The sequence below is a fragment of the Serratia surfactantfaciens genome (assembly GCF_001642805.2).
Taxonomy (GTDB): domain Bacteria; phylum Pseudomonadota; class Gammaproteobacteria; order Enterobacterales; family Enterobacteriaceae; genus Serratia; species Serratia surfactantfaciens.
Genome location: NZ_CP016948.1, coordinates 4,854,193 through 4,880,286, shown reverse-complemented (window position 1 = coordinate 4,880,286; position 26,094 = coordinate 4,854,193). Strand labels below are relative to the sequence as shown.

Below are 26,094 nucleotides of genomic sequence, written 5' to 3'. Positions count from 1 at the left end.
GCCATGTACCGATGTGAGCAGCGATCTCAACGCGGTGAAGAGAAACACAGCTGAAAAAAATACAATGAACCTAGAGCAAATTACCGAGTTAACCGCGCAAGATATGGCGGCCGTGAACGCAACAATTCTCGAACAGCTGAATTCCGATGTCACGCTCATCAATCAGCTTGGCTATTACATTATCAGCGGTGGCGGTAAGCGCATCCGGCCGATGATCGCCGTCCTGGCGGCGCGAGCGTTGGGGTATGAAGGCAACAAGCACGTCACCGTCGCCGCCCTGATCGAGTTCATTCATACCGCCACGCTGCTGCATGACGACGTCGTCGACGAATCGGACATGCGCCGCGGCAAAGCCACCGCCAATGCCGCGTTCGGCAATGCGGCCAGCGTGCTGGTCGGCGACTTTATCTACACCCGCGCCTTCCAGATGATGACCAGCCTGGAATCACTGCGCGTGCTGGCGTTGATGTCGGAGGCGGTCAACGTCATCGCCGAAGGTGAAGTGCTGCAGTTGATGAACGTGCACGATCCTGACATCAGCGAAGAAAACTATATGCGGGTGATCTACAGCAAAACCGCCCGTCTGTTTGAAGCGGCGGCGCAATCGTCGGCGATCCTGTCCGGCGCCAGCGCCGAGCAAGAGCAGGCGCTGCAAGATTATGGCCGCTACCTCGGCACCGCTTTCCAGCTGATCGACGATCTGCTCGATTACAGCGCCGACGGCAGCACCCTCGGTAAAAACACCGGCGACGATCTGAACGAAGGGAAACCGACCCTGCCGCTGCTGCACGCGATGCACAACGGCGACGACGCGCAGCGTGAGATGATCCGAGGCGCGATTGAGCAAGGCAACGGCCGCCACCTGCTGGAGCCGGTATTGCAGGCGATGCAGCAATGCGGTTCGCTGGAATACACCCGCCAACGCGCCGAAGAGGAAGCCGACAAGGCGATCGCCGCGCTGCAGGTCTTGCCGGCCTCGGAGCACCGCACGGCGCTGGAAGGCCTGGCCCATCTGGCGGTACAGCGCGAATTTTAAGAAACCTGGGTTTCTTAACGTTCTCATCAGGCCCGCGCCCACGGGCCTGACTACCTCTCGTTTTCTTCGTCGATGCGCGCCAGCAGGCCGCCGATCCCTTCCCGCATCAGGAAAGCCACCATTTTTTCGCGCTCGCTTTCCGTCAGATGGTAGTAATACTCGATCCAAACCGCCAACGGATCCTGGCGCTCCAGGTCATATGCCGCCCCGTCTTCCCTCAGCATCAGCAGATTGCGCGCGCCTGCCGGCAGGCTGTCGATATGATACTCCAACGCTTTTCCCTGCACGCCTTGGCGCCTGCGGCTGATCCAGCCTTCGCGCCGGGCCATCAGATTGATTCCCTGTGGTGAGGAAGGTAATCCTGCGATGCCTGTCAGCTCCTTGGCGGCAAACCACTCGTTTTTCATAGCCATTATCTCTGGGCAGTAGTGGGCAAAGTCATTTATTTGGAAACTGTTTAGGTCATTTTTTGGAAATTTAATGGTATTCTGATTTCCGAATAAGCGTTTCACGTTGTTCAAACGCCTAACCTCGACCCGTTAGTTATACCACTAACGCAACTTTGGCTAATCAGAAAAGGAATGTAAACATGAATTCAAGGAAGCAGGACTGGCACACGGCAGACATCATCGCGGCGTTACGCAAGCAGGGCACCACGCTGGCGGCGGTATCACGCAAGGCAGGATTAAGCTCATCAACGCTGGCCAACGCGCTGTCGCGCCCATGGCCGAAAGGAGAATGGCTGATCGCCGAAGCGATAGGCGTTCACCCCTCGGAGATCTGGCCAAGCCGCTATTATGATCCGCACAGCGATTGCCTGCTGGATCGCAAAGCGCGCATCAAGTCGTGAACGCAGGGCAAAAAAAACCGCCGGAACAGCGTCCGGCGGCGTTTATCGGCTGACTCGCGGCGACGATCAGTTATTGATGAACTTCTCGCCCAGCTCGATATCTTTGTGCAGCACGTCCAGCATCTCATTCAGCGCTTTTTGTTCAAAGGCGCTCAGGGTGCCGATATCTTTGCGTTCTTCAACGCCGTTTTTGCCCAGCACCAGCGGCTGCGCGAAGAAGCGAGCGTATTTGCCGTCGCCTTCAACGTAAGCGCATTCCACCACGCCTTTCTCACCCTGCAGCGCACGCACCAGAGACAGGCCGAAACGTGCGGCCGCCTGGCCCATGGACAGCGTTGCAGATCCGCCACCGGCTTTGGCTTCCACCACTTCGGTGCCGGCGTTCTGAATGCGTTTGGTCAGATCCGCCACTTCCTGATCGGTGAAGCTCACGCCTGGGATCTGCGACAGCAGAGGCAGGATGGTCACGCCAGAGTGGCCGCCGATCACCGGCACGTTCAGTTCTTCAGGCTGCTTGCCTTTCAGCTCGGCCACGAAGGTGTTGGAACGAATGATATCCAGCGAGGTCACGCCGAACAGTTTGTTTTTGTCGTAAACGCCGGCTTTTTTCAGCACTTCCGCCGCGATGGCGACCGTGGTGTTTACCGGGTTGGTGATGATGCCGATGCAGGCTTTCGGGCAGGTTTTCGCCACTTGCTCAATCAGGTTACGCACGATGCCGGCGTTAACGTTGAACAGGTCGGAGCGATCCATGCCTGGCTTACGGGCCACGCCGGCGGAAATCAGCACCACGTCCGCGCCGTGCAGAGCCGGGGTCGCGTCTTCGCCGCTGAAGCCTTTGATTTTAACTGCGGTTGGGATGTGGCTTAAGTCGACGGCAACGCCTGGGGTAACGGGGGCAATGTCGTAGAGAGAGAGTTCAGAACCTGAAGGAAGCTGGGTTTTGAGTAGAAGGGCGAGGGCCTGGCCGATACCGCCAGCAGCACCGAGAACTGCAACTTTCATCCTATACTCCTTTATTATCTTAAATATATAAAGCGCCGTGAATGTGTTGGTTACGGACCTTAAATTATTACACCTTTAAAAACAATAAATTAGCCAATTCTTGCCTGCCAGTGTAATAAAATGGCCGCTGTCGCGCCCATTTTAGATTAAATCGCTTACGCATGAAGGGCATAGCGCACACTAATCAAAAATAATGCGAGGTTATTCACGAGCAAGTTAACCGGCCGTTACATTACACCCTTACGCAACATCAGAACAACATCATTTTAATAACATTTTATTTACTACTGCGGGCCGATTTTCCGTCGTCAAAAGGGCATATTCATCGCGGCCGGATTTTGTTAAAATGCCGCCCTTTCCTCGCCGCCCGGTCATGTTTATTTTCTTTGGGTCGGCCTCTGTTGCATAAAAATTCATCTATATGCATAATCATGACTTCCACTATCAACTTTCCACGGTGCAAAATGCGTAATCCCGCAAAACAGGAAGATCTGATCAAGACGTTCAAAGCGTTATTGAAAGAAGAAAAATTCAGTTCTCAAGGCGAGATCGTTTTGGCGCTGCAAGAAGAAGGCTTCGAAAACATTAACCAATCCAAAGTATCGCGCATGCTGACCAAGTTCGGTGCGGTACGTACGCGTAATGCCAAAATGGAAATGGTGTATTGCCTTCCGGCCGAACTCGGCGTGCCGACCACTACCAGCCCGCTAAAGAACCTGGTGCTGGACGTCGACCATAACGACGCCGTCGTGGTGATCCACACCAGCCCCGGCGCCGCACAGCTGATCGCCCGCCTGCTCGACTCATTGGGCAAATCCCAGGGCATCCTTGGCACTATCGCCGGCGACGACACGATTTTCGTCACCCCGTCCAGCGGCTTTACCGCTCAGAAGCTGCATGAAGCGATCCTGGGCGTGTTCGAGCAAGAGCTGTGAAACCTGGCGCTAACAAAGTGCGGCTACCGTTCGCATTTTGTTAGCGCTTCTTTAACCCCTGCGTTACCTTCTCGGCCCTCAACCGCGTTTAACACTGCTTTTTTATCCCGCCACAACACATTTCCATGACATCTCCATGTAGCCAGCAGTACCCACTGTGATCTTCCGCACTTTTGGTCAAAAGCACTTACCTCATTGAAATTACATAAAATTAACATCGAAAGATCGTTTTATAAGCGTTTTTTATTCCTTACGGTTATAAAAAAGAAGGTTCACCGGTTTAAAGTTTCACTAGCAACTGTTAGCGAACTATTAATTTTTCGCGTTACTAGCTGTATACTCATTTCCGTGAACTAAGTCACAGTTCGTTGGAACTGATAAAAGAATACGATGAGGTGAGATGATGAAAATTAAAGCTACCGTTGCAACCCTGAGCGTTCTGTCCATGCTTTCCTTCGGCGCATTCGCAGCACAATCTGTTGATGCAACCCAGGCCGCAAAACTGCAGCCCGCCGGTGTGATCACCGTGAGCGGCGTCGCCGCTGCACCTTCCGACATTCGTCAGGCGCTGTCCGATAAAGCCGACGCCAAAGGGGCGACCGCTTACCGCGTGATCGAAGCGCGTAACGACGGCAACTTCCACGCGACCGCTGAAATCTACAAATAAGTACCGGCATTACCCGGCAACGGGCAATACATCTCTGGAACCAAACGCTGTCATAACGGCCTTCAAGAATAAAAATCGCGGCCAAGCCCTTCCAGGCTGTTATGACCAAGGATCGCTATCATGAACATGAAAACTACTGTTGCTGCACTCGGTTTGCTGTCCGTCATCTCCTTCGGCGCCTCCGCCGCCCAGTTGGTGACTAACGATCAGACCGCCAATCTGCAATCTATCGGCACCATTACCGTCAGCGGCATCGACGGCGCGCCGACCGACATTCGCCAGGCGTTGTCGGAGAAAGCCGACGCGAAAGGCGCGACCGCCTACCGCGTAATCGAAGCGCGTAACGAAGGCAACTACCACGCCACCGCCGAGATTTACAAATAACAACTCTGGGAACGGCTTTGCAGAGCTGATTACCCTCGTCACTGCCACTGCCGAGTTCTGACGCAAACGCCGATTTCCCAGAGACCCTCTCGTCGTCCTATCCGACGAACCCCGTTGCCCTCGCTCGCGAGGGCTTTTTTATGGGCGTAAAAAAGGCCGCGAATGCGGCCCTTGTGTTGGCTGATGCGGCTAAGCGATCAGTAGGTCACCTTCGGTTCCTGCTTTTTCGCCAGCGCGTCCAGCAGGCGATCGTGAATGCCGCCAAAACCGCCGTTGCTCATCACCAGAATGTGATCGCCCGGCTGTGCGGTTTTCACCACCATGTCCACCAGCGTGTCGAGATCCGCACTCCAGTGCGCCGGTTGCACACAGGCATCCGCCACTTCCGCCACCTGCCACGGAATGTGATGCGGCTGGAACAGGAACACCTCGTCGGCGCGGCCGAGCGAAGGCGCCAGATCGTTTTTGCTGATGCCCATTTTCATGGTGTTGGAGCGCGGTTCCAGCACCGCCAGAATGCGCGCCGTGCCGCCTACCTTGCCGCGCAGCGCGGCCAGGGTGGCCAGGATCGCCGTCGGGTGGTGCGCGAAGTCGTCGTAAACGGTGACGCCGTTGGCTTCGCCGCGCAGCTCCAGGCGGCGGCGGGCATTGATGAAATCGCCCAATGCGCGGCAGGCGTCCGCCGGCTGCACGCCGACGTGGCGGGTAGCGGCGATGGCCATCAGACCGTTATGCATGTTGTGCTCGCCCACCAGCGCCCAGTTCACTTCGCCGACCTGCTCGCCGTCGAGGAACACCGCGTAATGGCTGGCGTCCGGCGTCAGCTTCTGCGCGCGCCAGGTGCCCTCTTCCCCCACCAGCTCCTGCTCGCTCCAGCAGCCCATCGCCATCACCTGTTTCAGGTGGCTGTCGTTGTCCGGCAGAATGATCTTGCCTTTGCCCGGCACCAGACGCACCAGATGGTGGAACTGTTTCTGGATGGCTTTCAGATCGTCGAAGATGTCGGCATGGTCGAACTCCAGGTTATTCATGATCAGCGTGCGCGGGCTGTAATGCACGAATTTGGAGCGCTTGTCGAAGAACGCGCAGTCATACTCGTCGGCTTCAATGACGAAGAACGGGCTGCCGCCGAGGCGGGCCGAAACCTCGAAGTTGCCCGGCACGCCGCCGATGACGAAGCCGGGCTGGTAACCGCAGGCCTCGAGGATCCAGGTCGCCATGCCGGCGGTGGTGGTTTTGCCGTGGGTGCCGGCGACCGCCAATACCCAGCGATCGCGCAACACGGCGTCGTGCAGCCACTGCGGACCGGAAACGTAAGGGATGCCACGCTCCAGCACCGCCTCCACGCACGGGTTGCCGCGCGTCATGGCGTTGCCGATGATCACCAGATCCGGCGCCGGATCCAGCTGGGCTGGATCATAACCCTGAATAAGATCGATCCCCTGGTTCTCCAGCAGCGTGCTCATCGGCGGATAGACGTTGGCGTCCGAACCGGTGACGTCATGCCCCAGTGAGCGCGCCAGCATCGCCAACCCGCCCATAAAGGTGCCACAGATCCCAAGAATGTGAATGCGCATAGGTTTCTCATGTGAGTGCATCGAATGTCGGCATATTCTAACGCTCAGAATCGTCCAGAAGAAATGGATTTGCCTATGAATGGCGCGCATCTTTGGGCTACACTGCACGCGAAAACGTTGGCGGTTTGTTAACAGGCCGCTATCCATCCGTAGATTCAGGGATTGTGTCATGAAAACGTTAGGCGAATTTATCGTCGAGAAACAGCACGACTTCTCGCACGCCACCGGCGAGCTGACCGCGTTACTTTCTGCCATTAAACTGGGCGCCAAAATCATCCACCGCGACATCAACAAGGCTGGCCTGGTTGATATTCTGGGAACCAGCGGGGTGTCCAACGTACAGGGCGAAGTTCAGATGAAACTGGACCTGTACGCGAACGAAAAACTGAAAGCGGCGTTGAAAGCGCGCGGTGAAGTTGCGGGTATCGCTTCCGAAGAAGAAGATGAAATCGTGATATTCGACGGCGAGCGTGCTGAAAATGCCAAGTATGTCGTATTGATGGATCCGTTGGACGGTTCGTCCAACATCGATGTCAACGTCTCGGTCGGTACGATTTTCTCTATCTACCGTCGCATCACGCCGGTCGGCACGCCGGTGACCGAAGAAGACTTCCTGCAGCCGGGCAGCGCCCAGGTCGCAGCGGGTTATGTGGTTTACGGTTCGTCCACCATGCTGGTGTACACCACCGGTTACGGCGTCCACGCCTTCACTTACGACCCGTCTCTGGGCGTGTTCTGTCTCTCTCACGAGAAAGTGCGCTTCCCGGCGAGCGGCAACATGTATTCCATCAACGAAGGCAACTACATCAAGTTCCCTCTCGGCGTGAAGAAATACATCAAGTACTGCCAGGAGCAGGACGAAGCGACGCAGCGCCCTTATACCTCGCGCTACATCGGTTCTCTGGTGGCGGACTTCCACCGCAACCTGCTGAAAGGCGGCATCTACATCTACCCAAGCACCGCCAGCCACCCACAGGGCAAGCTGCGCCTGCTGTACGAATGCAACCCGATGGCGTTCCTGGCCGAACAGGCCGGCGGTAAGGCCAGCGACGGTAAAAACCGCATTCTGGACATCACGCCGGTGAAACTGCACCAGCGCGCGCCATTCTTCGTCGGCACCAAGTCGATGGTAGAAGACGCAGAACGCTTCATCGCCGAAAACCCGGACGAGTAACGCGTTTTTTGTAGGGTTCGGCGCCTTGCCGAACCCTTATCGCCTTACAGCTTGAACGCCGCCATGCTCTGCGCCAGCAGTTGAGCCTGATCTTCCAGCGAGCGCGTCGCCGCCGCAGACTCCTCCACCAGCGCCGCATTCTGTTGCGCCACCTGATCCATCTGCGCCACCGCCAGGTTCACCTGTTCGATACCGCTGCTTTGTTCGCGCGTCGCCGCCGAGATCTCACGCATCAACGCCGTCACCCGGCCCACTTCGCCGGTGATGCCGCTCATGGTCTGCGCCGCCGACTCCACCATCTGCTCGCCTTCCTGCACCCGGTTCTGCGACGCTTCGATCAGCCCTTTGATCTCTTTCGCCGACTGGGCGCTGCGCTGCGCCAGATTGCGCACTTCGCCGGCCACCACCGCGAAGCCGCGGCCCTGTTCACCGGCGCGCGCCGCTTCCACCGCCGCATTCAGCGCCAGGATATTGGTCTGGAAGGCGATGCCGTCCATCACGCTGATGATATCGGCGATGCGGCGTGAACTGTCGGTGATCGCCTGCATCTTGCTCATCACCTGGCTGACCACGTCGCTGCCCTGGTTGGCGATATCGGACACGCTCAGCGCCAGTTGGTTGGCCTGTTCGCAGTTCTCGGCGTTCATTTTCACCGTCGAGGTCAGTTGCTCCATGCTGGCGGCAGTCTCTTCCAGCGAGGCGGCCGATTCTTCGGTGCGCTGCGCCAGGTGCAGGTTGCCGGCCGCCAGTTCGCGTGAACCGGTGTCGATCTGGCTGCTGGCGTCGCGCACTTTGCTGACCGAACTGGCCAACGCCCGCTGCATGCGCTGCATCGCGCGTATCAGGCGCCCCATTTCGGTATCGCCCTCGCCGCGGATCTCATGGGTCAGATCGCCGCCGGCGATGTGTTCCAGCTGCGCGATGGACTCGTCCAACGGGCGCAGAATGATCACGCGCAGCGCGAACCAGGCCAGAACCGCCAGCAGCACACTCAGCAGGCCCGCCACCACGATCAGCGAGATCTTGGTGCTGGCGTTGCTTTCCGCGTCATGCACCTGCTGGGCGCCGAGCTTCATGGCGAAGCTGCGGAAATCGGTGAGATCCTTTTCAAACGCGATGCTCAATGCGGAGATGCGCGTCTCCTGGATATGATAATACTCATCAATCTTGCCGGCCTTGATGGCGGCGGCCATCGGCTTCACGCCCTGTTCCAGATAGGCGCGATAGCTGTTTTGCAGGCGGTTGGAGAGTTCGCGGCCACGATCGGTCACGGTGCCGACGCCGACAAAGCGCGCCATTTCCTTGTTCGACTGCTCGAGGTAGCCGTAGATGCGGCCGACGGTCGCGTCGGAGACATCAGTCTGGCCGATCTCCCGTTGGCGCACCGCCAGCGAGGCAGCGGTTCGGGCGCGCAGCGTCAGGTTGGAGCTGTTGGCCAGCGAGCCCAGCTCTTCGCCAAGGATCTGGTTTAAGGTATGGATCGAGCGCGATCCTTCGTTAATCGCGTTGACGCCAATAACGCTGACCATGATCAGCAGCATGGTCATCAGGCTCAGCAGGGCGATCAGCCCAGCCTTCACCGTAATCTTTTTTAGCATGAGTTCTTCCCGGCTTCAGAATAGTGAGATCAGACGTAGTAGGGGTGGCAAAACGCGGAGCCAGCTTTGCTGGCTCATTATTGTTTGTTGAAGTTATCGGCAGCCGCAGGCAAAACTTCATGCCGTGGCGGGATTAATCTGGAAATTCTCCGCGCACAGAGGCACTGGGTTTTCGACGATGAAAAGGGCAGGAAATCGCAAAAGAGTCCGCTATAATAGCCGCCACTCCATTTCTGGTTTGATGATTAAAGGAAACCGACATGAGCTTGAATCTGGTCCCTGCTGGCAAAGACCTGCCGGAAGACATCTACGTAGTAATCGAAATCCCGGCCAACGCCGATCCAATCAAATACGAAATCGACAAAGAAACCGGCGCGCTGTTCGTTGACCGTTTCATGTCCACCGCAATGTTCTACCCGTGCAACTACGGCTACATCAACCACACCCTGTCTCTGGACGGTGACCCGGTTGACGTGCTGGTCCCAACGCCATATCCGCTGCAGCCGGGTTCCGTGATCCGCTGCCGTCCGGTTGGCGTGCTGAAGATGACCGACGAAGCCGGTGAAGACGCCAAGCTGGTTGCGGTACCGCACAGCAAGCTGACTAAAGAGTACGATCACGTGAAAGACGTGAACGACCTGCCGGAGCTGCTGAAAGCTCAGATCGCTCACTTCTTCGAGCACTACAAAGATCTGGAAAAAGGCAAATGGGTGAAAGTGGAAGGCTGGGCAGACGCTGCCGCGGCTAAAGCGGAAATCATCGCCTCCTTCGAACGCGCCGCCAAGAAGTAATTCTCGCCGCCGTCCGATGAAAAAACACCGCTCAATGAGCGGTGTTTTTTTTCTTACTGTTCTTCGAGACGCTTCAGCCAGTCACCGCTGGTAATTCGCGGGTAACCGTCCACGCTGTGTTTGTACAGGTAGATCCACGCACTCCCATAAGGCGTCTGAATCAGCTCGCGCTTATAGTCCTTGGTGTTGCTTTTCAGTTCGTCCAGCTCTGCCAGAATCGATGAGTTAATACGATACACCTCGCAATGTATCGTGCCCTCTCCAGGGATCGCCGCCGGGTAATGGCCCAGATTATAAATCTGATAGCCTTCGAGCTCGTGCTCGCCGAGCCATTGGGCGTTAGTCATCCAATGGCTGTTTCCCTGTTTGCGTCGTAAACTGCCGTAGACAATTATTCGCATCGCTAAAACTCAAACTGATAGAGCAAATCTAATGCCTGGTCGAGACCAGACACCGCTTCAAGATACAACTTAGGCATCAGGCGATAACGCAACGTCAGCGTGGCCAGCGAGTCGAAAATGCCCACCCCATATTTTACTTGTAAGCCTGGGAGGACATAGCCGCTCACGACAACCTGGGAATTGTCGCCAACCCCCTGAGTGTCCAGGGCCAAATTACTCACGCCGAATGCCTCGCCGATTTTACCCACAAGTTGACCACTTTGTGCAACCCCCATGCCGATTAACATCGACGTCATGGCGTTGCCGTCGGCGCCGGAACTGCTCAAACCCTGGCCGCGCAGCAGATAAGACAAGGCTTCCTGCTGCGATTTGGCCGGATCGGAGAACACTTCCAGCTTCGGCGCATCCGCCAGGCCGGTCACGCGCACGCCGGCGGTCACGTCGTCCTCGGTGGATTCCGGGTTGCGGATCGCCTCGATGTTGAGCAGCGGCTGATCCGGCGGACCGGAGAACATCAGCTGCCCTTTACGCACGATCAAATCCTGACCATAAGCATGGAATCGACCGGAAGGGATGTCAATCTGGCCGTTGAGGCCCAGCCCTTTCTTGTCCTGCACCACCTTCAGGTCGCCCTTCAGGCGGGCTTTGAGGCCGAAAGCGTCCAGCCGAACGTCGTTGCCGACGTGAATCATCAGGTTGCTGTTAATGGGGATCGACGCCGTCTTCGGTTGAATCGGCTTCAGCTGATCGTCCAGCATCACCTCGTCGGAAGAGACGCCCACCGCGCTTTCCGGCAGCTCCTGCACCGTGATGCGCGCCCAGGGAATATCGACCTTGCCGTTGAGCGAGAACAGCTGCGGCGTGGCTTCGAACACCAGATCCGGCGACACGTCGATGCGGATCATCGGCGGCACCGTCACCCGCAGCTTGTCGCCCTTGGCGGCGATGCGCGCACGCCAGGCATTGATGTCACGCCAGTCGGCGTCGCCCGCCAGATTCAGCTGGCCGCGCGTGGTGCTGAGCAGCCCCTCGAGCGTCGAGGTCATGCCGTTGAAATTCACCGCCAGCCGCGCATCGGTCATGTCGAACGGCATCCAGTGCCCCTGCACCTTCGCCCGATCCAACGCCAGGCGGCCGAACACCAGCGGCTTCTGCGCGCTGCCGCCCAGACGCAGGTTGGCGTTCAGCATGCCCGCCGCGCTTTCGCCCTTCATCAGCGCCGGGTTGATCAGCGCCAGCGAGATGTTGGTGATATTGACGTTGCCGCTGATGGTGCGCCGCACCTGCGGATCCGCCACCTGGATGTTGCCGTCGAACTGGCCGTTGTTGGTCAGTTTGATCCGCCAGTCGGCCTGTGCGCGGCCGTTGTTCAGCCCGGCGTTGAGAGTCAGCGTATCGAAGGCGATCGGCAGCGCGTTGCCCTGTACCTGCTGCACCACCTTGACGCCGTTGCCGGCCAGCGTGACTTTCGCCTCCGGCAGCGCGCCGCCTGGTTTCCAGCTGACGTCGGCACGGCCGGTGAACACGCCGCTGAGGGCGGTTTCCGGACCGAGGAACGGTTTGATCATCGCCAGGTCGAACCGGTTAAGCACCACGCTGGCCTGGCCGCTCTGGCCGGCTTCAATGGTCTTCGGCACACACAGTTCGGCATTCGGGTTCTGCCAGCAGTGCGGCCCGACGCTGATCTTCTGCTCAGTGTTCAGGTAGTCCAGCGCGATGGCGCGCGTCAGGCGCCACTCCCCGACCGGCGTATCGAAGCGGGTGTTGTTCAGATTGCCGCGCCAGCGCTGCTGTTGACGATCGAAGCTGCCCTGCAGCGCCAGCTGGCCGGAGACCGGTTTGCCGTCGATCTTCAACTGCAGCTGATGCTGTTTCTCGCTGCCTTTGGCGTCGAGGGTCAGCAGGCTGACCTCCAGCGCGTCCTGCTTCAGCTGCTCGACGCGTACCGCCAACTGCCCCTGGATCTGATCCGTGGAGCGCACATCACCATCGATCTTCACGCGGTTGATGCGCAGCGCCTGCCACTGCAAGCCGGAGGCGGTCAAATCCGCCAGCAGCTGCGGTGCCTGCAGATTGCCGCGCAGTTTCAGCAGCCCTTTGGCGGTGCCGCCCAGGCCCGGCAGCGCGCCGTCCAGACGCGGCGCGTCGATGTTAGCGTCCAGATTCCAGCTCTTCTCGTCCAGCTGCCCTTTGACGTTCAGCTGGTTACGCCCCAGCGTCAGATCGATGCCGGGGATTTTCCACTGCCCGGCGGCGTTGCCGCTCAGCGTGCCGCGCGCCGTGACCTTGTTCTGCTTCACGTTGCCGTCCAGCTGCAACACCGGCACCTGCAACTGCCAGCTGCCGCCGTGCAGGCTGCCGCGCGTAACTATCTTGCCGTCGAGCTTCGCCGGCCATTCCGGCCACTGCTTGGCGGTATTGATGCCGCTCAGCGTCAATTGCGAGTTCCAACTGATGGCCTTGCTCCAGTCCACCAGCGCGGTGAGGTCGGTATTGCCCTGCAGCGCCGCCAGGCGCAGGCGCTCCAGCTTGAACTGCTCGACGTTGCCTTTGCCGTCCAGCGTCAACACCGCCGGCGGCAGATCCTGGCCTTTCAGATTGGCGCGCGTCGACAGCGCGTAGTCGGTCGCCTTGCCGTTAAAGCGCAGGCGGAAATCGTTGACCTGATACTGCGCCTCGCCGCTCAGCGGCCATTTCAGCTGCTTGCTCTGCAGCGTCAGCGCCAGCGGCAGGCCGGCTTCGGCCAGCCGGGTTTGCACATCAAGTTGGGCCCCGACCGGGCCGGACAGGTTCAGCGCCACCTTCAGCTCGTCACGCAGTCCGCCGCCGATGTTCAGCTTCACTTTCTCGCCCTTCAGCGGCTCGATATTCAACGCGCTGTTGGCGGTCAGGGCCACCGGCCAGTCGCCGGTCAGGGTCGCCTGTCCCTGCACCGACAGCGTGCCCTGCGGCGATTTCACGTCGAAGTTGTCCAGCTGGATATGCTGGTCCTGCGTGCTGGCCTGCAGCGACAGGCTCGTGATCAGCACGTCGGTATCGCCGGTCAAGCGCAGCTGCTCGCCGCTGATCTCTTTGACGGTGATATCCAGCGGCAGGCGGATGTCCGGCAGATCCGGCAACAGCGGTTTGGCGAACAGTTCCTTCAGCGTTTCGCCGAGCGGCTTCTCTTCCGGCTGCGGCGCCGGTTTCGCCGCGTCGGTAACCTGCTCGCCGACCTTTTTCGCCACCTCTACCGCCGGTTGCACCGCTTCCGGCAACGGGTTTTGCGGGGTTTTCGGCAACGCGATCAGCAGCGAGCCGATCTTGGTGGGCATCAACGTCAGCGCGCGCTCCTGCCAGTGTGCACCGGTGCGGAACTCGGCCAGAGAGATGGCGGTGTCGTCGACGGTGACCTTGACGTTATTCAGCGCCAACAGGCGCAGCGTGATCGGATAAGGCGTGCTGAGATTGGTGGTCGGCTCACTGCTCTCCTCCACCGGCGCGGCAGGCGCCATCTCTTTGGTGTTCACCGCCACGTCCACGTCCTGAGCGGTCAAGGCGTTGACGCACAGCGAACTGCGTTTAAAGCAGGACAGATCGAGGGAGAGGTGGAACTGTCCGGCGTTGACCGTCACGCCCGGCATCTGATACTTCACGCCCTTCAGCGTCAAATCGCGCCAACCGCCGCTGACGCCGGCGATCTCCAGCCCAGGCACCCAGCGCGCCGCGCCGTTGATGACCATATGCAAACCGGTGGTGGTGCCCACCAGGAAGGCCAGACCGCCGATCAGCAACAGCAAGACGACCAGAAATCCGAGACAAATCTTTTTAACCAGGCTCATAGTTCAGGCCCCAAACCGATGTAGAACTGCATCCCGTGGGTGTCCTTGTCCCCCACGGGCGCGGCGATATCCAGCTTCACCGGCCCCACCGGCGACTGCCAGCGCACGCCGACACCGGCGCCGGTTTTGAAGTTGCTCTGCTTGATATCGTTCACCGCTTCACCGGAGTCGACGAACATCGCCCCCCACCATTTGCCGGTCACGTTGTATTGGTACTCCAGCGATCCGGTCAGCATCTTGGAGGCACCGGTCAGCTTGCCGTCGTTATCACGCGGCGAAATGTCTTTGTACTTGTAGCCGCGAATGCTGCGGTCGCCACCGGCGAAGAAACGCAGATCCGGCGGCACCTTGTCGAAATCGTTGGTTTCAATCCATCCCACCTGCCCGCGCGCCACGAAACGGTGCTTGTCGGCCAGGGTGCGGATCCAGACGTTCTGCGCCTGCATCAGCGCGAAGTCCACGCCGGAGCCCCAAGTGGTGTCGGACACGTCGATGGAGTAGCGCTGGCTGTCGCCCCAGGTCGGCATCAGGCCGCCGCGCGAACGGGTGCGGTTGAAGCTGACGCCGGGATACAACAGCATGGTGGTGTTGCTGACGTTACCCTGGGTAAAGTTATCCCAGCGCCAGGTCAGGTTGATCGCCCGCTGCCAGCCGCTGGAGAGATCCCAGTTGCGCGAGGCCACCACTTTGGAGGTGACGGATTTGGTGTCGTTGAGATTGACGTTCTTGAGCCCGCCCTGCAGCAGGTAATACTGCTCCAGCGGATTCTTCAGCAGCGGGATCTTGTAGGTCAGATCCAGCTGCTGCTCCGGCGCCGACACGCTGGCGCTGGTTTCCAGGCTATGCCCGCGATCGTTGAGCCAGGGCTTTTTCCAGGTGCCTTTCACCCGTGGGCCGACGTCGGTGGAGTAACCGATACCGGTTTCGACGGTGTTGCGCGTGCGCGGCGTCACCAGCGCGTCCAACGGCAAAATCTTGTTCTCTTTGGCATCGTTGAAATCAGGGGACACCACCACCGAGTTAAACCAGTTGGTGGCGGACAAACGGCGGTTCAGCTCGGCCAAATCCTCCGAACTGTAGTAATCCCCCTGATGAAAGGGCACCAGATTTTGCAGATAGTCTTCGCGGATTTGCGAACCGGTGAATTTCACCTTGCCGAAGCGATAACGTTCGCCGCTGTTGAAATCGATATCCCAAAACGCCTTGTGCAGATCTTCGGCCACGCCGAGCTGGCTTTTGGTCATGTCGGCATCGAAGTAGCCTTTGCGCAGCGCCAGGCCGGTGAGCGAGCCTTTGAAACTGTCATACTTGCCGTGGTTGAGGATCTCGCCGATGGTCGGCCGGTCCTTCTTTACCAGCGCCAGGTAGTCCTCATCGGTCTTTGCGCCGCCTTCCAGCACGATGTTGGCGCCGGCGATGCGCACCGGTTCGCCCGGATTGACCTTGGCATGCAGCACCGGGCGCGACATCCCCGGCCTGTCGTCCAGCGTAAACTCGATGGTCGGCTGGTAATAGCCGAGCGCGCGCAGCCCCTGGCGCACCGCCTCATCCACCCGCGCGCGAAAACGGCCGTCGGTGCCGACTTCTTCAGGCGTGATCGACGACAGCCGCACCCGGACGTTTTTTTCCAATTCTCCGCTTAACCCTTCCACCTGCAACCGCACGTTCGCCGCGTAGGCTGCAGGTGTTGCAAGCAACACAGCTATCAAGCACATGACCGGGTACTTTGGCACGTGTTCTCCTTATTGATTTTACTTTCCTGTTATGGTGTTCGCTCCGGGGCCAGGGCAGACTCCGCGCTATCATGACGGCAGCCCTCTTCAGCCTAGTTCCGGACGCCGCCCGCCGCGCTTTGCCACCGCCGCGCAACAGGCGAATTCTTCACTTTTGGCGCTCAAAATACTGCGTTAAGCTTATACAAAATCCAACTTGCCACTTATTGTGGGCAAAGACGCGGTGAGATACAACCGAACCGCCGCCATGTAGGGTCAATTCTTACTGTGACAACAGGAGTCAACCGTGGTGCCATTTTTTGATAAATCACAAACCGTCGATAAGGCAAGCGCGCTGCCTGGCCGCACCACGCCAATGCCTGTCGCAACGCTCAACGTGGTCACCGAACACTCGATGACCCAGGTGCCGGCAGGCATGGAAGTGGCGATCTTCGCCATGGGCTGTTTCTGGGGCGTAGAGCGCCTGTTCTGGCAACGGCCGGGCGTCTACAGCACCGCCGCCGGCTACAGCGGCGGCTACACGCCGAACCCGACCTACCGTGAAGTATGCAGCGGCCAGACCGGCCATGCCGAAGTGGTGCGCGTGGTGTTCGATCCGCAGGTCGTCAGCTACAAACAGCTGCTGCAGCTGTTCTGGGAAAATCACGATCCGGCGCAGGGCATGCGCCAGGGCGGCGACGTCGGCACGCAGTACCGCTCGGCGATCTATACGCTGAGCCCGGAACAGCAGGCCGAAGCCGAAAGCAGCCTGCAGCGCTTCCAGCAGGCGATGGACGCGGCGGGCGACAAGCGCGTCATCACCACCGAGATCGCGCCGGCGCTGCCGTTCTATTACGCGGAAGACGATCACCAGCAGTACCTGTTCAAGAACCCGGAAGGCTACTGCGGGCTGGGCGGCATCGGCGTGTGCCTGCCGCCGCAGGGCTGATCCGATGCCGGCCGGCGGCACTTTTTTAACCGCTGGCGGCCCCTGTGGGGCAACTGCTATACTATGCGGGCCGCTTCTGCGGCCCGATAGCTTCCCTTCTGGTTGTTATCGCTGCTTTTTTTACTATGTACTACCCTTCCTCAAGAGCGCCGGCATCCCGTCGGCACGTATGGATAGATTATGTTAAACAGTATTTTACTGATTCTTTTTCTGATCGCGGTGAGTGCGTTCTTCTCACTGTCGGAAATCTCTCTGGCCGCCTCGCGCAAGATCAAACTGAAGCTGATGGCGGACGAAGGCAACGTCAACGCCGCCAGAGTGCTTAAACTGCAAGAAACTCCGGGCATCTTCTTCACCGTGGTGCAGATCGGCCTGAACGCCGTAGCCATCCTCGGCGGTATCGTCGGCGACGCGGCTTTTTCCGGCACCTTCCAACAATTCTTTATTAAATTCCTGTCCCCCGAACTGGCGGAACAGGTCAGCTTCATCTGCTCCTTCGTGCTGGTGACCAGCCTGTTTATCCTGTTCGCCGATTTGACCCCGAAGCGCATCGGTATGATTGCACCAGAGACGGTCGCCGTCCGGATCATCAACCCGATGCGTTTCTCCATCATGATCTTCCGCCCGCTGGTGTGGTTCTTCAACGGCATGGCCAACCTGATCTTCCGCATGTTCAAGCTGCCGATGGTGCGCAAGGACGACATCACTTCCGATGATATTTACGCGGTGGTGGAAGCCGGTGCCCTGGCGGGCGTGCTGCGCAAGCAGGAGCACGAGTTGATTGAAAACGTGTTCGAACTGGAATCGCGCACCGTGCCGTCTTCGATGACCTCGCGCGAAAGCGTGGTGTACTTCGATCTGCGCGAAAGCGAAGAGAGCATCAAGGAGAAAGTCTCGACCCACCCGCACTCCAAGTTCCTGGTGTGCGACGGCCATATCGATCAGGTGGTCGGCTACGTCGACTCCAAAGACCTGCTGAACCGCGTGCTGGGCAACCAGAGCCTGGTGCTGAGCAGCGGCGTGCAGATCCGTTCTGCGCTGATCGTGCCGGACACCCTCACGCTGTCTGAAGCGCTGGAAAGCTTCAAAACCGCCGGTGAAGACTTCGCGGTGATCCTCAATGAATATGCGTTGGTGGTGGGCATCATCACCCTTAACGACGTGATGACCACGCTGATGGGCGACCTGGTCGGCCAGGGTCAGGAAGAGCAGATCGTAGCGCGTGACGAAAGCTCATGGCTGATTGAAGGCGGCACACCGATCGACGACGTGATGCGCGTGCTGGATATCGACGAATTCCCGCAGGCGGGTAACTACGAGACCATCGGCGGCTTTATGATGTATATGCTGCGCAAGATCCCGAAACGCACCGACTTCGTCAAATACGCCGGCTACAAGTTTGAAGTGGTGGATATCGACAGCTACAAGATAGACCAGCTGCTGGTCACCCGGCTGAGCGACAAACCGGCGGCGGTGCTGCCGAAGGCGCCGGAAGACACGCCGTCGGCTTGACGGCGGCGGGACAAAAACATCAGCGGCCCCATCGGGGCCGCATTTTTTTCAGCTGTCAGCACGGTGTTCAACCGAACTCGGCCTGCAACAGCAGCACCTGACGGTTCACTTCAGACATCACGCTGAAATGGCGCTTGTCGCGAATCTTCGGCGGCAGGATTTTCCCCTCGTCGAATTCAAATGCGCCTACGTCCTTGATATACAGCCTTCCGCGAAACAGGGTCTTAACGTACTTTGCCACTTTCAAAGGGTTATAACGCTGGAAGATTCTCATTCTTTTACGCTCCTCCCGTTGATCCATGCGCTCAGCGAGCCGCCAAAGGTGGCAGCCTCGAAATTCAGAACGCAACTTGATTGCATGTAGTAGACCCAGTAAAGACCAGAACGTTCACTTTCGCCCGGTGATCTACGCTGGATTTACACTTTTTGACAGAATTGTATATGATAATTTATAACGTTTTCAGGATATCCCTTCAAAATCTGATGATTAGCGAACCAAGGGAAAATCTGCGATCCGGTTAACAGGACAGACCTCTTATCACATCCTATGCTTTAGGCTGTCGAAGTGCTGTCGCACAAATTCCCCCCATTACAAGGAGAAAGCATGAAAACAAGTCGCATGCTGATGGTATCCCTGCTGCTCGCCCCGCTTTTCGCTTCCGCACACAACTTCCAGCTCCAGCAGCGCGTGGCGCCGGTCGGCGTCAGCGACAAAGGAGAACTCAATTACGCTGACGGTAATTTTAGCTACCAAAACTGGAACAGCGCGCAGCTCAGTGGAAAAGTGCGGGTGATACAACATATTGCCGGCCGCAGCTCCGCCAAAGACATGAACGACCCACTGATTGAAGCGATCAAGAAGGCGAAGCTACCACACGATCGTTACCAAACGACGACAATCGTCAACACCGACGATGCCCTGATGGGCACCGCGATGTTCGTGCGCAGCAGCATTGAAGACAGCAAGAAGGAGTTCCCATGGTCGCAGTTTATCGTCGACAGCGACGGCAACGTGCGCAAGGCCTGGGATCTGCAGCCGAAAGGCTCAGCTATTGTGGTGCTGGATAAGCAAGGGCGCATCCAGTTCGCCAAAGACGGCGCGCTGACGCCGGAAGAGGTGCAGCAGGTGATGTCCAAGCTGCACCAGCTGTTGGCGAACTAACTCAGAACAGCGAAACCCGGAAGCCGGGGTTGAGGAAGGATTCACGCGGGGTGTAAAGCAACGGCTTGCCCTGCCAATCGTGAATCTGCGCCCCGGCGGCCACCGCCACCGCATGCCCTGCGGCGGTATCCCAAATGTTGGTCGGCCCGAAGCGCGGATAGAGCTGCGCCTTGCCTTCCGCCACCAGGCAGAATTTCAGCGAAGAACCGACGGACACGGTCTGGTGCTCGCCCAGCTGCTGCAGATAGTCTTTCAGTTCGTCGTCGATATGCGAGCGGCTCACCACCACCAGCGGCGGATGCGCGTTGCTGACGCCGATCGCCTGCCGCACGCCCTTCTCTTCTTTCCAGGCCTTGCCGCGCTCCGCCAGATACAACACGTCGATCGCCGGGGCATACACCACGCCCATCACCGCCTGCCCGTCTTCAATCAGGGCGATATTGACCGTGAACTCGCCATTGCGATGCAAAAACTCTTTGGTGCCGTCCAGCGGATCGACCAGCCAGTAGCGCGTCCAGTTGCGGCGCTCTTCCCACGCCGGCGGATCCTCTTCCGACAGCAGCGGCACCTCCGGCGTCAGCGCCGCCAGGCCGCGCTTGATGATATGGTGCGCCGCCAGATCGGCCGCCGTCACCGGTGAATCATCTTTTTTCTGTGCGACATCAAGCGGTTGTTCACCATCGTACACCGCCATGATCGCCGCTCCCGCCTCGCGGGACAGTTGGCAAATTCGCTCTAACATCATGCACCTCAACTCCGCATCTCCGTGGGAAATTTCCCTCTGTCTCTGCTAGCAGACTAGTTTTTTTTGCGCCGAATATCCATCTCAACCGCCTAAGCCTCGGGAATTGCTCAGATCTTGTAGGGCGCAACTGTGAACTTCCCCGCGTTACCTACCGCCGTTTTCTGTCAAACTTCACAGTTTGCTGTGGCAAGCAATGTTAATTACATTTCCCTCTGCGATAACACTCGAATAATGGAATGGAGAGACCCCCAATGATGAAGCATCCACTGAGGCTGTCCGCGCTTGCGCTGCTGGTGTGCGCCTCGGCGCAGGCGGCGACCGTCGATCTGCGCGTGCTGGAAACCACCGATCTGCACAGCAATATGATGGACTTCGATTACTACAAGGACACCCCGACCGACAAATTCGGCCTGGTGCGCACCGCCAGTCTGATCCAACAGGCGCGCCAGCAGGCCACCAACGCGGTGTTAGTGGACAACGGCGACATCATTCAGGGCAGCCCGCTCGGCGACTACATGGCGGCCAAGGGGTTGAAGCCGGGCGACGTGCACCCGGTCTACAAGGCGATGAACACGCTGGACTATGTGGTCGGCAACATCGGCAACCATGAGTTCAACTACGGGCTGGATTACCTGAAGAACGCCATCGCCGGCGCCAAATTCCCGTATATCAACGCCAACGTCCTCGACGCCAAAACGCAAAAACCGCTGTTCACGCCGTACATCATCGTCGATACGCCGGTGAAAGACCGCGACGGCAAGACGCATACGCTACGCATCGGCTACATCGGCTTCGTGCCGCCGCAGATCCTGGTATGGGACAAAGCTAACCTGCAGGGCAAAGTGACGGTGGACGACATCACCGCCACCGCCAAGCGCTATGTGCCGGAAATGCGTAAACAGGGCGCCGATCTGGTGGTGGCGATCCCGCATTCCGGGCTGTCTAGCGAGCCTTACAAGGCGATGGCGGAAAACTCGGTCTATTACCTCAGCCAGGTGCCGGGCATCGACGCCATCATGTTCGGTCACGCCCATGCGGTGTTCCCGAGCAAGGACTTCGCCAACATCAAAGGCGCGGATATCGATAAGGGCCTGCTGAACGGCATACCGGCGGTCATGCCGGGCCAGTGGGGTGATCATCTCGGCGTGGTCGACCTGCAGCTCAACAACGATGGCGGCAGTTGGAAAGTGACCGCCGCCAAAGCGGAAGCGCGGCCGATCTACGACAAAGAGAACAAGAAATCGCTGGCGGCTGAAGACGCCGCGCTGGTGAAAGTATTGGCGGACGATCACAAGGGCACGCGCGAGTTCGTCAGCCAGCCGATCGGCAAATCCGACGGCAACATGTACAGCTATCTGGCGCTGGTGCAGGACGATCCGACGGTGCAAATCGTCAACAATGCGCAGAAGGCCTACGTCGAACATTACATCCAGGGCGACCCGGATCTTGCCGATCTGCCGGTGTTGTCGGCGGCGGCGCCGTTCAAGGTCGGCGGCCGCAAGAACGATCCCGCCAGCTTCGTCGAAGTGGAAAAGGGCCAGCTCACCTTCCGCAACGCCGCCGATCTCTATCTCTATCCCAATACGCTGGTGGTGGTGAAGGCCAGCGGCAAAGAGGTGAAAGAGTGGCTGGAGTGCTCCGCCGGTCAGTTCAACCAGATAGACGTCAATAACGCCAAGCCGCAAGGATTGATCAACTGGGACGGCTTCCGCACCTATAACTTCGACGTGATCGACGGCGTCAATTACCAGATCGACGTCAGCCAGCCGGCGCGCTATGACGGCGAATGCCAGCTGATCAACGATAAGGCGGAGCGCATCAAGCAGCTGACCTTCAACGGCAAGCCGATCGATCCGAACGCCACCTTCCTGGTCGCCACCAACAACTACCGCGCCTACGGCGGCAAGTTTGCCGGCACCGGCGACCAACATATCGCCTTCGCTTCGCCGGATGAGAATCGTTCGGTGCTGGCGGCCTACATCAGCGCCGAAACCAAACGGCGCGGCGCAGTGCATCCGCAGGCAGACAACAATTGGCGTTTGGCGACCTTCAGCAGCAAGCAGCCGCTGGATATCCGCTTCGAGACCTCGCCATCGGACAAAGCAACGGCGTTTATCAAAGAGCACGCCCAATACCCGATGACCGCCGAAGGCAATGACCGCATCGGTTTCGCGGTCTATCGCATCGATTTAAGCGCAAAATAATCGCCAGGCCGGGGCAATCCCCCGGCCATCTTCGCTATTTTCCCGCTGGCGCGCCCTTTAAATTGCATTTAAAATGCATGTTATAGAATTCCTTCGTTTAAAGAGGCACTACCATGGATTACCGCAATCAATCCCTTGGCGCGCTCGCTATCGCCATTCCACGGGCATCCCGTCTTTTTCGCCAACACCAGCTGGATTTCTGCTGCGGCGGCCGACAGTCGCTGGAACGCGCCGCCGAGCGCAAAGGCCTGGATATCGACAGATTGGAGAACGAACTGGCCGCTCTGGCCGCCACGCCGGTACAAAACCGTGACTGGCGCACGGCCCCGCTCGATGAGGTGATCGACTACATACTGCCGCGCTTTCATCAGCGGCACCGAGAACAGCTGGCCGAACTGGTGCTGATGGCGGAAAAAGTTGAACGCGTGCACGGCGACAAACCCGCCTGCCCGCGCGGGTTGGCGAAGCAGCTGAACCTGATCCGCCTGGATCTGGAGAATCACATGATGAAAGAGGAGCAGATCCTGTTCCCGCTGATCAAACAGGGGATGGGGCCTCAGGCCGCCGGACCTATTTCGGTGATGGAACATGAACATGACGAGGCGGGCGAGCAACTGGAGGTGGTGAAGTTCCTCACCGATAACGTCACGCCGCCGGAGGGCGCCTGCACCACCTGGCGAGCGCTGTACAACGGCATCGACGAGTTCATCGGCGATCTGATGGAACACATCAGTCTGGAGAACAATCTGCTGTTCCCGCGCGCGCTGCGCGGCGCATAAAACAAGGGCGCCGCGAAGGCGCCCAGAGCAATCCTCGGTGAGATTACAGGATTTCCAGCAGCTCGACGTCGAACACCAGAGCGCTGAACGGCGGGATGGACGCGCCAGCACCACGCTCGCCGTAGGCCAGGTTGTGCGGGATATACAGCTGCCATTTGGAGCCGACCGGCATCAGGGTCAGCGCTTCGATCCAGCCTGGGATCACGCCGCTGACCGGGAATTCCGCCGGCTGGCCGCGCTCAACCGAGCTGTCGAACACGTCGCCGTTGATCAGACGACCGGTGTAGTGCACACGCACGCGATCCTGACGGGACGGGATTGGGCCGTTGCCCTGCTCCAGCACGGAGAACTGCAGGCCGGACTCGGTCAGCGTCACGTCGTCGCGCTTGGCGTTGTCGTCCAGGAACTTCTGGCCTTCAACGGCCATCGCCTGCTGGCGCTCGCGGCGCACCGCGTCCGCACGCTCATGGATTTCACGCAGCGCACGGTGCACCACGTCTACCGGAACCGCCGGGGCATTCCCTTCCAGCGCGTCACGCAGACCCGCCAGCAAAGCTTCCGGTTGCAAACCTTCCAGCCCGGACTCTTGCAGCTGCTGGCCGACCTGTAAACCAATCCCGTAACTTGCTTGCGCTTCAACGCTGTCAAAAGAAGGGGTTGTCATGGGGTTTTCCTTAAGTCTGTAAAAAGTCGAAAGCGCAGCATAACAGCGCGTCAATGCCGGGTAAAATCTTGTGTGGAGAATGATGACTTTTGTCGTAGAAAAAGAAACAATAACCTTCTGTTAACGCCCGCAGCCGCAAACCTCGGCTCTGCCGCTCAGCCGCCTTTCACTTCAATCAGTTAGCGGACTATACTGAAAGCAGGATACCGGGCAGGCGACGCGTTTGTCGCGCCGCGCTAATTATTACGCCGTCGAAGAGAGGTCACCATGGGCAGAATCGCGCCCAGGAGAAGGAAAACCACCCGCATCTACCAGCCGCTGCTGCGCACCTGGCTGAACGTCAGCCAGCGCCTGAAACCGGGCGCCGCACCTGCGTCTGAAGGCGCGGAGCCGCCATCGGAGCCGCCGTCGGCCAACGACAAAATGCAGCAGGTCAAAGCGCTGCTGATTAAAGTCTGGCATCTGCCGGACGGTTTCCATTGGATGGAACCGCTGCCCTACTTTCATCGCCGCTGGGTGCTGATCTTCGGCATCATTCTGCTGTTGGCGTTGCTGTGGCCTTACTCGCCCGAAAGACAGCCGTTCCCGGTATCTCAGCAGGAAACCAGCGTGCCGCTGCAGGCCGAACTGCAAAACGGCGGCACCACGTCTGCCAACGAAACTGCGCCGGCGGGCAACTGGCAGCGTTATCAGATCCAGCCCGGCCAGACGCTGGCCCAGCTGTTTCGCGACAACAACCTGCCGGTGAATGAAGTGTTCGCCATGGCGCAGGTGGAAGGCGGCGACAAGCCGCTGAGCAACATGAAAGCCGGCCAGGAAGTGCGTATCGAACGCGACGCCAACGGCGTGATTAACGCGCTGTCGGTCACCACCGCAGACAACAGCCAGGTGCTGTTCCGCCGCCAGGCCGACGGCAGCTACCGCCGGGAACGCTAATCCCTACAGCTGCGCCAGCAGAAACTCGCGCAGCACCACGCCCTGATTGTGCTCGGTATCCTTGCTGCCATACAGCAGCGTCAGCGCCTCCCCCTGCCGCAACAGCGCCACCAGCGGCCGCCAGGCATCGTTGGCCACCAGCTGTTGGCGGTAACGCGCCTCAAAGACCGCCCACTGGTCGGTATGCTGATGGAACCACTTGCGCAGCTCGTCATCCGGCGCCACCTGTTTCAGCCACTGCACGCCCGCCAGCCTTTCCTTGCTGACGCCGCGCGGCCATAGCCGATCTATCAGATAACAATGCGCCGGCGCCGGCGCGCTGAAGTCGTAAACCCGTTGCAGAGTAATCTTTGCCATCGCACGCTCTCCTTTTCATCCCGAGTTCAAGCGTAGCGCGTTTTGCCGGGCGCAGAAAAGCAAAACGCCAGCGCGAGGCTGGCGTTTTAACCGGGTTAACAGCAGCGTAAATTACGCTTCTGCAACCACAACTACATTCAGCTGTGCGAACACGTCGCTGTGTACCTGGAAGTGCACTTCGTGCTCACCAGTGGTACGCAGAACGCCGTTCGGCAGACGAACTTCGCTCTTGGCAACTTCAACGCCTGCCGCAGTCACTGCGTCAGCGATGTCGCGGGTGCCGATAGAGCCGAACAGTTTACCTTCGTCGCCAGATTTGGAAGCGATGGTCACTGAACCCAGTTCGTTGATCTTGGTTGCGCGAGCTTCAGCAGCAGCCAGAACGTCAGCCAGTTTGGCTTCCAGTTCAGCACGGCGTGCTTCGAAGAACTCAACGTTTTTCTTGGTAGCAGGAACAGCTTTGCCCTGTGGTACCAGGAAGTTACGAGCGTAGCCCGCTTTAACGTTAACTTGATCACCCAGGCTGCCCAGGTTTGCTACTTTATCAAGCAGAATAACTTGCATTACCTTATCCTCTCAAAGTCGTTAATGGACAGTGGCCGATTACTGATGACGATCAGTGTACGGCAACAAAGACAGGTAGCGCGCGCGCTTGATAGCACGGGCCAGCTGGCGCTGATATTTTGCACGAGTACCGGTGATACGGCTCGGTACAATTTTACCACTTTCGGTGATGTAGTTTTTCAGCGTAGCGATGTCTTTATAGTCAATCTCTTGAACGCCTTCCGCGGTGAAACGGCAGAACTTGCGACGACGGAAATAACGTGCCATTTGG

General features: G+C 58.7%; 26 protein-coding genes. 13 read left to right on the top strand and 13 right to left on the bottom strand.

All coding sequences use genetic code 11. From position 1 onward, the window contains the following. The first annotated feature begins 64 nt into the window (after positions 1 to 64). Positions 65 to 1,036 (top strand): octaprenyl diphosphate synthase, encoded by a 972-nt coding sequence (gene ispB, locus ATE40_RS22770; RefSeq protein ID WP_019453351.1) that lies wholly within the window; start codon positions 65 to 67, stop codon positions 1,034 to 1,036. A gap of 50 nt (positions 1,037 to 1,086) precedes the next feature. On the opposite strand, the gene ATE40_RS22765 is transcribed toward ispB, so the two are convergent. Next, positions 1,087 to 1,443, bottom strand: coding sequence for a DNA-binding protein (locus ATE40_RS22765; RefSeq protein WP_025159590.1), 357 nt, complete (start codon positions 1,441 to 1,443; stop codon positions 1,087 to 1,089). Between the two features lie 182 nt (positions 1,444 to 1,625). Here ATE40_RS22765 and ATE40_RS22760 point away from each other — a divergent pair, with 182 nt between their 5' ends. After that, positions 1,626 to 1,886, top strand: a complete 261-nt coding sequence (locus tag ATE40_RS22760; protein WP_019453353.1) for a helix-turn-helix domain-containing protein — start codon at positions 1,626 to 1,628, stop codon at positions 1,884 to 1,886. Between the two features lie 66 nt (positions 1,887 to 1,952). Here ATE40_RS22760 and mdh read toward each other — a convergent pair whose 3' ends face one another. Continuing rightward, entirely contained in the window at positions 1,953 to 2,891 is a 939-nt protein-coding gene (gene mdh / locus ATE40_RS22755) for a malate dehydrogenase (protein ID WP_004933569.1), read from the bottom strand. A 464-nt stretch (positions 2,892 to 3,355) separates the two neighbouring features. Between mdh and argR the strand changes: the two genes are divergently transcribed. The 3 genes from argR (at position 3,356) to yhcN (ATE40_RS22740) (ending at position 4,877) form a co-directional block, all read left to right on the top strand. After that, positions 3,356 to 3,826 (top strand): transcriptional regulator ArgR, encoded by a 471-nt coding sequence (gene argR / locus ATE40_RS22750; protein ID WP_016929335.1) that lies wholly within the window; start codon positions 3,356 to 3,358, stop codon positions 3,824 to 3,826. Between the two features lie 403 nt (positions 3,827 to 4,229). Continuing rightward, positions 4,230 to 4,493, top strand: a complete 264-nt coding sequence (yhcN, locus tag ATE40_RS22745; protein ID WP_004933574.1) for a peroxide/acid stress response protein YhcN — start codon at positions 4,230 to 4,232, stop codon at positions 4,491 to 4,493. 120 nt (positions 4,494 to 4,613) lie between these two features. Beyond that, complete coding sequence (gene yhcN / locus ATE40_RS22740; RefSeq protein ID WP_004933578.1) at positions 4,614 to 4,877, top strand: peroxide/acid stress response protein YhcN; 264 nt, start codon at positions 4,614 to 4,616, stop codon at positions 4,875 to 4,877. A gap of 197 nt (positions 4,878 to 5,074) precedes the next feature. On the opposite strand, the gene mpl is transcribed toward yhcN (ATE40_RS22740), so the two are convergent. Continuing rightward, a complete protein-coding gene (gene mpl / locus ATE40_RS22735; RefSeq protein ID WP_019453356.1) occupies positions 5,075 to 6,454 on the bottom strand; it encodes a UDP-N-acetylmuramate:L-alanyl-gamma-D-glutamyl-meso-diaminopimelate ligase in 1,380 nt (459 codons plus the stop codon). 169 nt (positions 6,455 to 6,623) lie between these two features. On the opposite strand from mpl, the gene fbp reads away from it, so the two are divergent. After that, entirely contained in the window at positions 6,624 to 7,628 is a 1,005-nt protein-coding gene (gene fbp, locus ATE40_RS22730; RefSeq protein WP_004933587.1) for a class 1 fructose-bisphosphatase, read from the top strand. A gap of 44 nt (positions 7,629 to 7,672) precedes the next feature. Here the strand turns inward: fbp and ATE40_RS22725 are convergent, their stop codons facing one another. Beyond that, complete coding sequence (locus tag ATE40_RS22725; protein ID WP_019453357.1) at positions 7,673 to 9,226, bottom strand: methyl-accepting chemotaxis protein; 1,554 nt, start codon at positions 9,224 to 9,226, stop codon at positions 7,673 to 7,675. Between the two features lie 260 nt (positions 9,227 to 9,486). On the opposite strand from ATE40_RS22725, the gene ppa reads away from it, so the two are divergent. After that, positions 9,487 to 10,017, top strand: coding sequence for an inorganic diphosphatase (gene ppa / locus ATE40_RS22720; RefSeq protein WP_004933594.1), 531 nt, complete (start codon positions 9,487 to 9,489; stop codon positions 10,015 to 10,017). Between the two features lie 53 nt (positions 10,018 to 10,070). Here the strand turns inward: ppa and ATE40_RS22715 are convergent, their stop codons facing one another. The 3 genes from ATE40_RS22715 to tamA are packed head-to-tail and all read right to left on the bottom strand — an operon-like array spanning position 10,071 to position 15,954. Then, on the bottom strand, positions 10,071 to 10,418 hold the full coding sequence (locus tag ATE40_RS22715) for a gamma-glutamylcyclotransferase family protein (protein ID WP_025159589.1): 348 nt from the start codon (positions 10,416 to 10,418) through the stop codon (positions 10,071 to 10,073). Between the two features lie 2 nt (positions 10,419 to 10,420). Further along, a complete protein-coding gene (gene tamB / locus ATE40_RS22710) occupies positions 10,421 to 14,239 on the bottom strand; it encodes an autotransporter assembly complex protein TamB (RefSeq protein ID WP_063918023.1) in 3,819 nt (1,272 codons plus the stop codon). After that, positions 14,236 to 15,954, bottom strand: coding sequence for an autotransporter assembly complex protein TamA (tamA, locus tag ATE40_RS22705; RefSeq protein WP_195934014.1), 1,719 nt, complete (start codon positions 15,952 to 15,954; stop codon positions 14,236 to 14,238). Before tamA ends, tamB begins: the two co-directional genes overlap by 4 nt. A gap of 307 nt (positions 15,955 to 16,261) precedes the next feature. On the opposite strand from tamA, the gene msrA reads away from it, so the two are divergent. After that, positions 16,262 to 16,900 (top strand): peptide-methionine (S)-S-oxide reductase MsrA, encoded by a 639-nt coding sequence (msrA, locus tag ATE40_RS22700; protein WP_156785460.1) that lies wholly within the window; start codon positions 16,262 to 16,264, stop codon positions 16,898 to 16,900. Positions 16,901 to 17,080: 180 nt separating this feature from the next. Next, a complete protein-coding gene (gene paeA / locus ATE40_RS22695) occupies positions 17,081 to 18,412 on the top strand; it encodes a polyamine export protein PaeA (RefSeq protein WP_019453362.1) in 1,332 nt (443 codons plus the stop codon). A 67-nt stretch (positions 18,413 to 18,479) separates the two neighbouring features. On the opposite strand, the gene ATE40_RS22690 is transcribed toward paeA, so the two are convergent. Beyond that, entirely contained in the window at positions 18,480 to 18,686 is a 207-nt protein-coding gene (locus tag ATE40_RS22690) for a DUF1107 domain-containing protein (protein WP_019453363.1), read from the bottom strand. A gap of 330 nt (positions 18,687 to 19,016) precedes the next feature. Between ATE40_RS22690 and ATE40_RS22685 the strand changes: the two genes are divergently transcribed. After that, complete coding sequence (locus ATE40_RS22685) at positions 19,017 to 19,574, top strand: YtfJ family protein (RefSeq protein WP_025159587.1); 558 nt, start codon at positions 19,017 to 19,019, stop codon at positions 19,572 to 19,574. A 1-nt stretch (position 19,575) separates the two neighbouring features. Here ATE40_RS22685 and cysQ read toward each other — a convergent pair whose 3' ends face one another. Further along, positions 19,576 to 20,316, bottom strand: a complete 741-nt coding sequence (cysQ, locus tag ATE40_RS22680; RefSeq protein WP_033644177.1) for a 3'(2'),5'-bisphosphate nucleotidase CysQ — start codon at positions 20,314 to 20,316, stop codon at positions 19,576 to 19,578. A 254-nt stretch (positions 20,317 to 20,570) separates the two neighbouring features. Between cysQ and ATE40_RS22675 the strand changes: the two genes are divergently transcribed. Then, on the top strand, positions 20,571 to 22,523 hold the full coding sequence (locus ATE40_RS22675) for a bifunctional 2',3'-cyclic-nucleotide 2'-phosphodiesterase/3'-nucleotidase (protein ID WP_063918020.1): 1,953 nt from the start codon (positions 20,571 to 20,573) through the stop codon (positions 22,521 to 22,523). A gap of 113 nt (positions 22,524 to 22,636) precedes the next feature. Further along, positions 22,637 to 23,302, top strand: coding sequence for an iron-sulfur cluster repair protein YtfE (gene ytfE / locus ATE40_RS22670; RefSeq protein ID WP_019453367.1), 666 nt, complete (start codon positions 22,637 to 22,639; stop codon positions 23,300 to 23,302). A gap of 43 nt (positions 23,303 to 23,345) precedes the next feature. Here the strand turns inward: ytfE and fklB are convergent, their stop codons facing one another. Continuing rightward, positions 23,346 to 23,966: a BamJ family beta-barrel-assembly machinery protein gene (gene fklB / locus ATE40_RS22665; protein ID WP_004933618.1), complete on the bottom strand. Its 621-nt coding sequence runs from the start codon at positions 23,964 to 23,966 to the stop codon at positions 23,346 to 23,348. A gap of 267 nt (positions 23,967 to 24,233) precedes the next feature. Between fklB and ATE40_RS22660 the strand changes: the two genes are divergently transcribed. Then, positions 24,234 to 24,902, top strand: coding sequence for an OapA family protein (locus ATE40_RS22660; protein WP_063918019.1), 669 nt, complete (start codon positions 24,234 to 24,236; stop codon positions 24,900 to 24,902). 3 nt (positions 24,903 to 24,905) lie between these two features. On the opposite strand, the gene ATE40_RS22655 is transcribed toward ATE40_RS22660, so the two are convergent. The 3 genes from ATE40_RS22655 to rpsR all read right to left on the bottom strand — a co-directional run bounded on the left by ATE40_RS22655 (position 24,906) and on the right by rpsR (position 26,090). After that, a complete protein-coding gene (locus ATE40_RS22655) occupies positions 24,906 to 25,259 on the bottom strand; it encodes a DUF488 domain-containing protein (RefSeq protein WP_019453369.1) in 354 nt (117 codons plus the stop codon). Between the two features lie 111 nt (positions 25,260 to 25,370). Further along, positions 25,371 to 25,823, bottom strand: coding sequence for a 50S ribosomal protein L9 (rplI, locus tag ATE40_RS22650; protein ID WP_004933629.1), 453 nt, complete (start codon positions 25,821 to 25,823; stop codon positions 25,371 to 25,373). Between the two features lie 39 nt (positions 25,824 to 25,862). Then, positions 25,863 to 26,090: a 30S ribosomal protein S18 gene (rpsR, locus tag ATE40_RS22645; RefSeq protein ID WP_000135199.1), complete on the bottom strand. Its 228-nt coding sequence runs from the start codon at positions 26,088 to 26,090 to the stop codon at positions 25,863 to 25,865. Between the last annotated feature and the right edge of the window lie 4 nt (positions 26,091 to 26,094).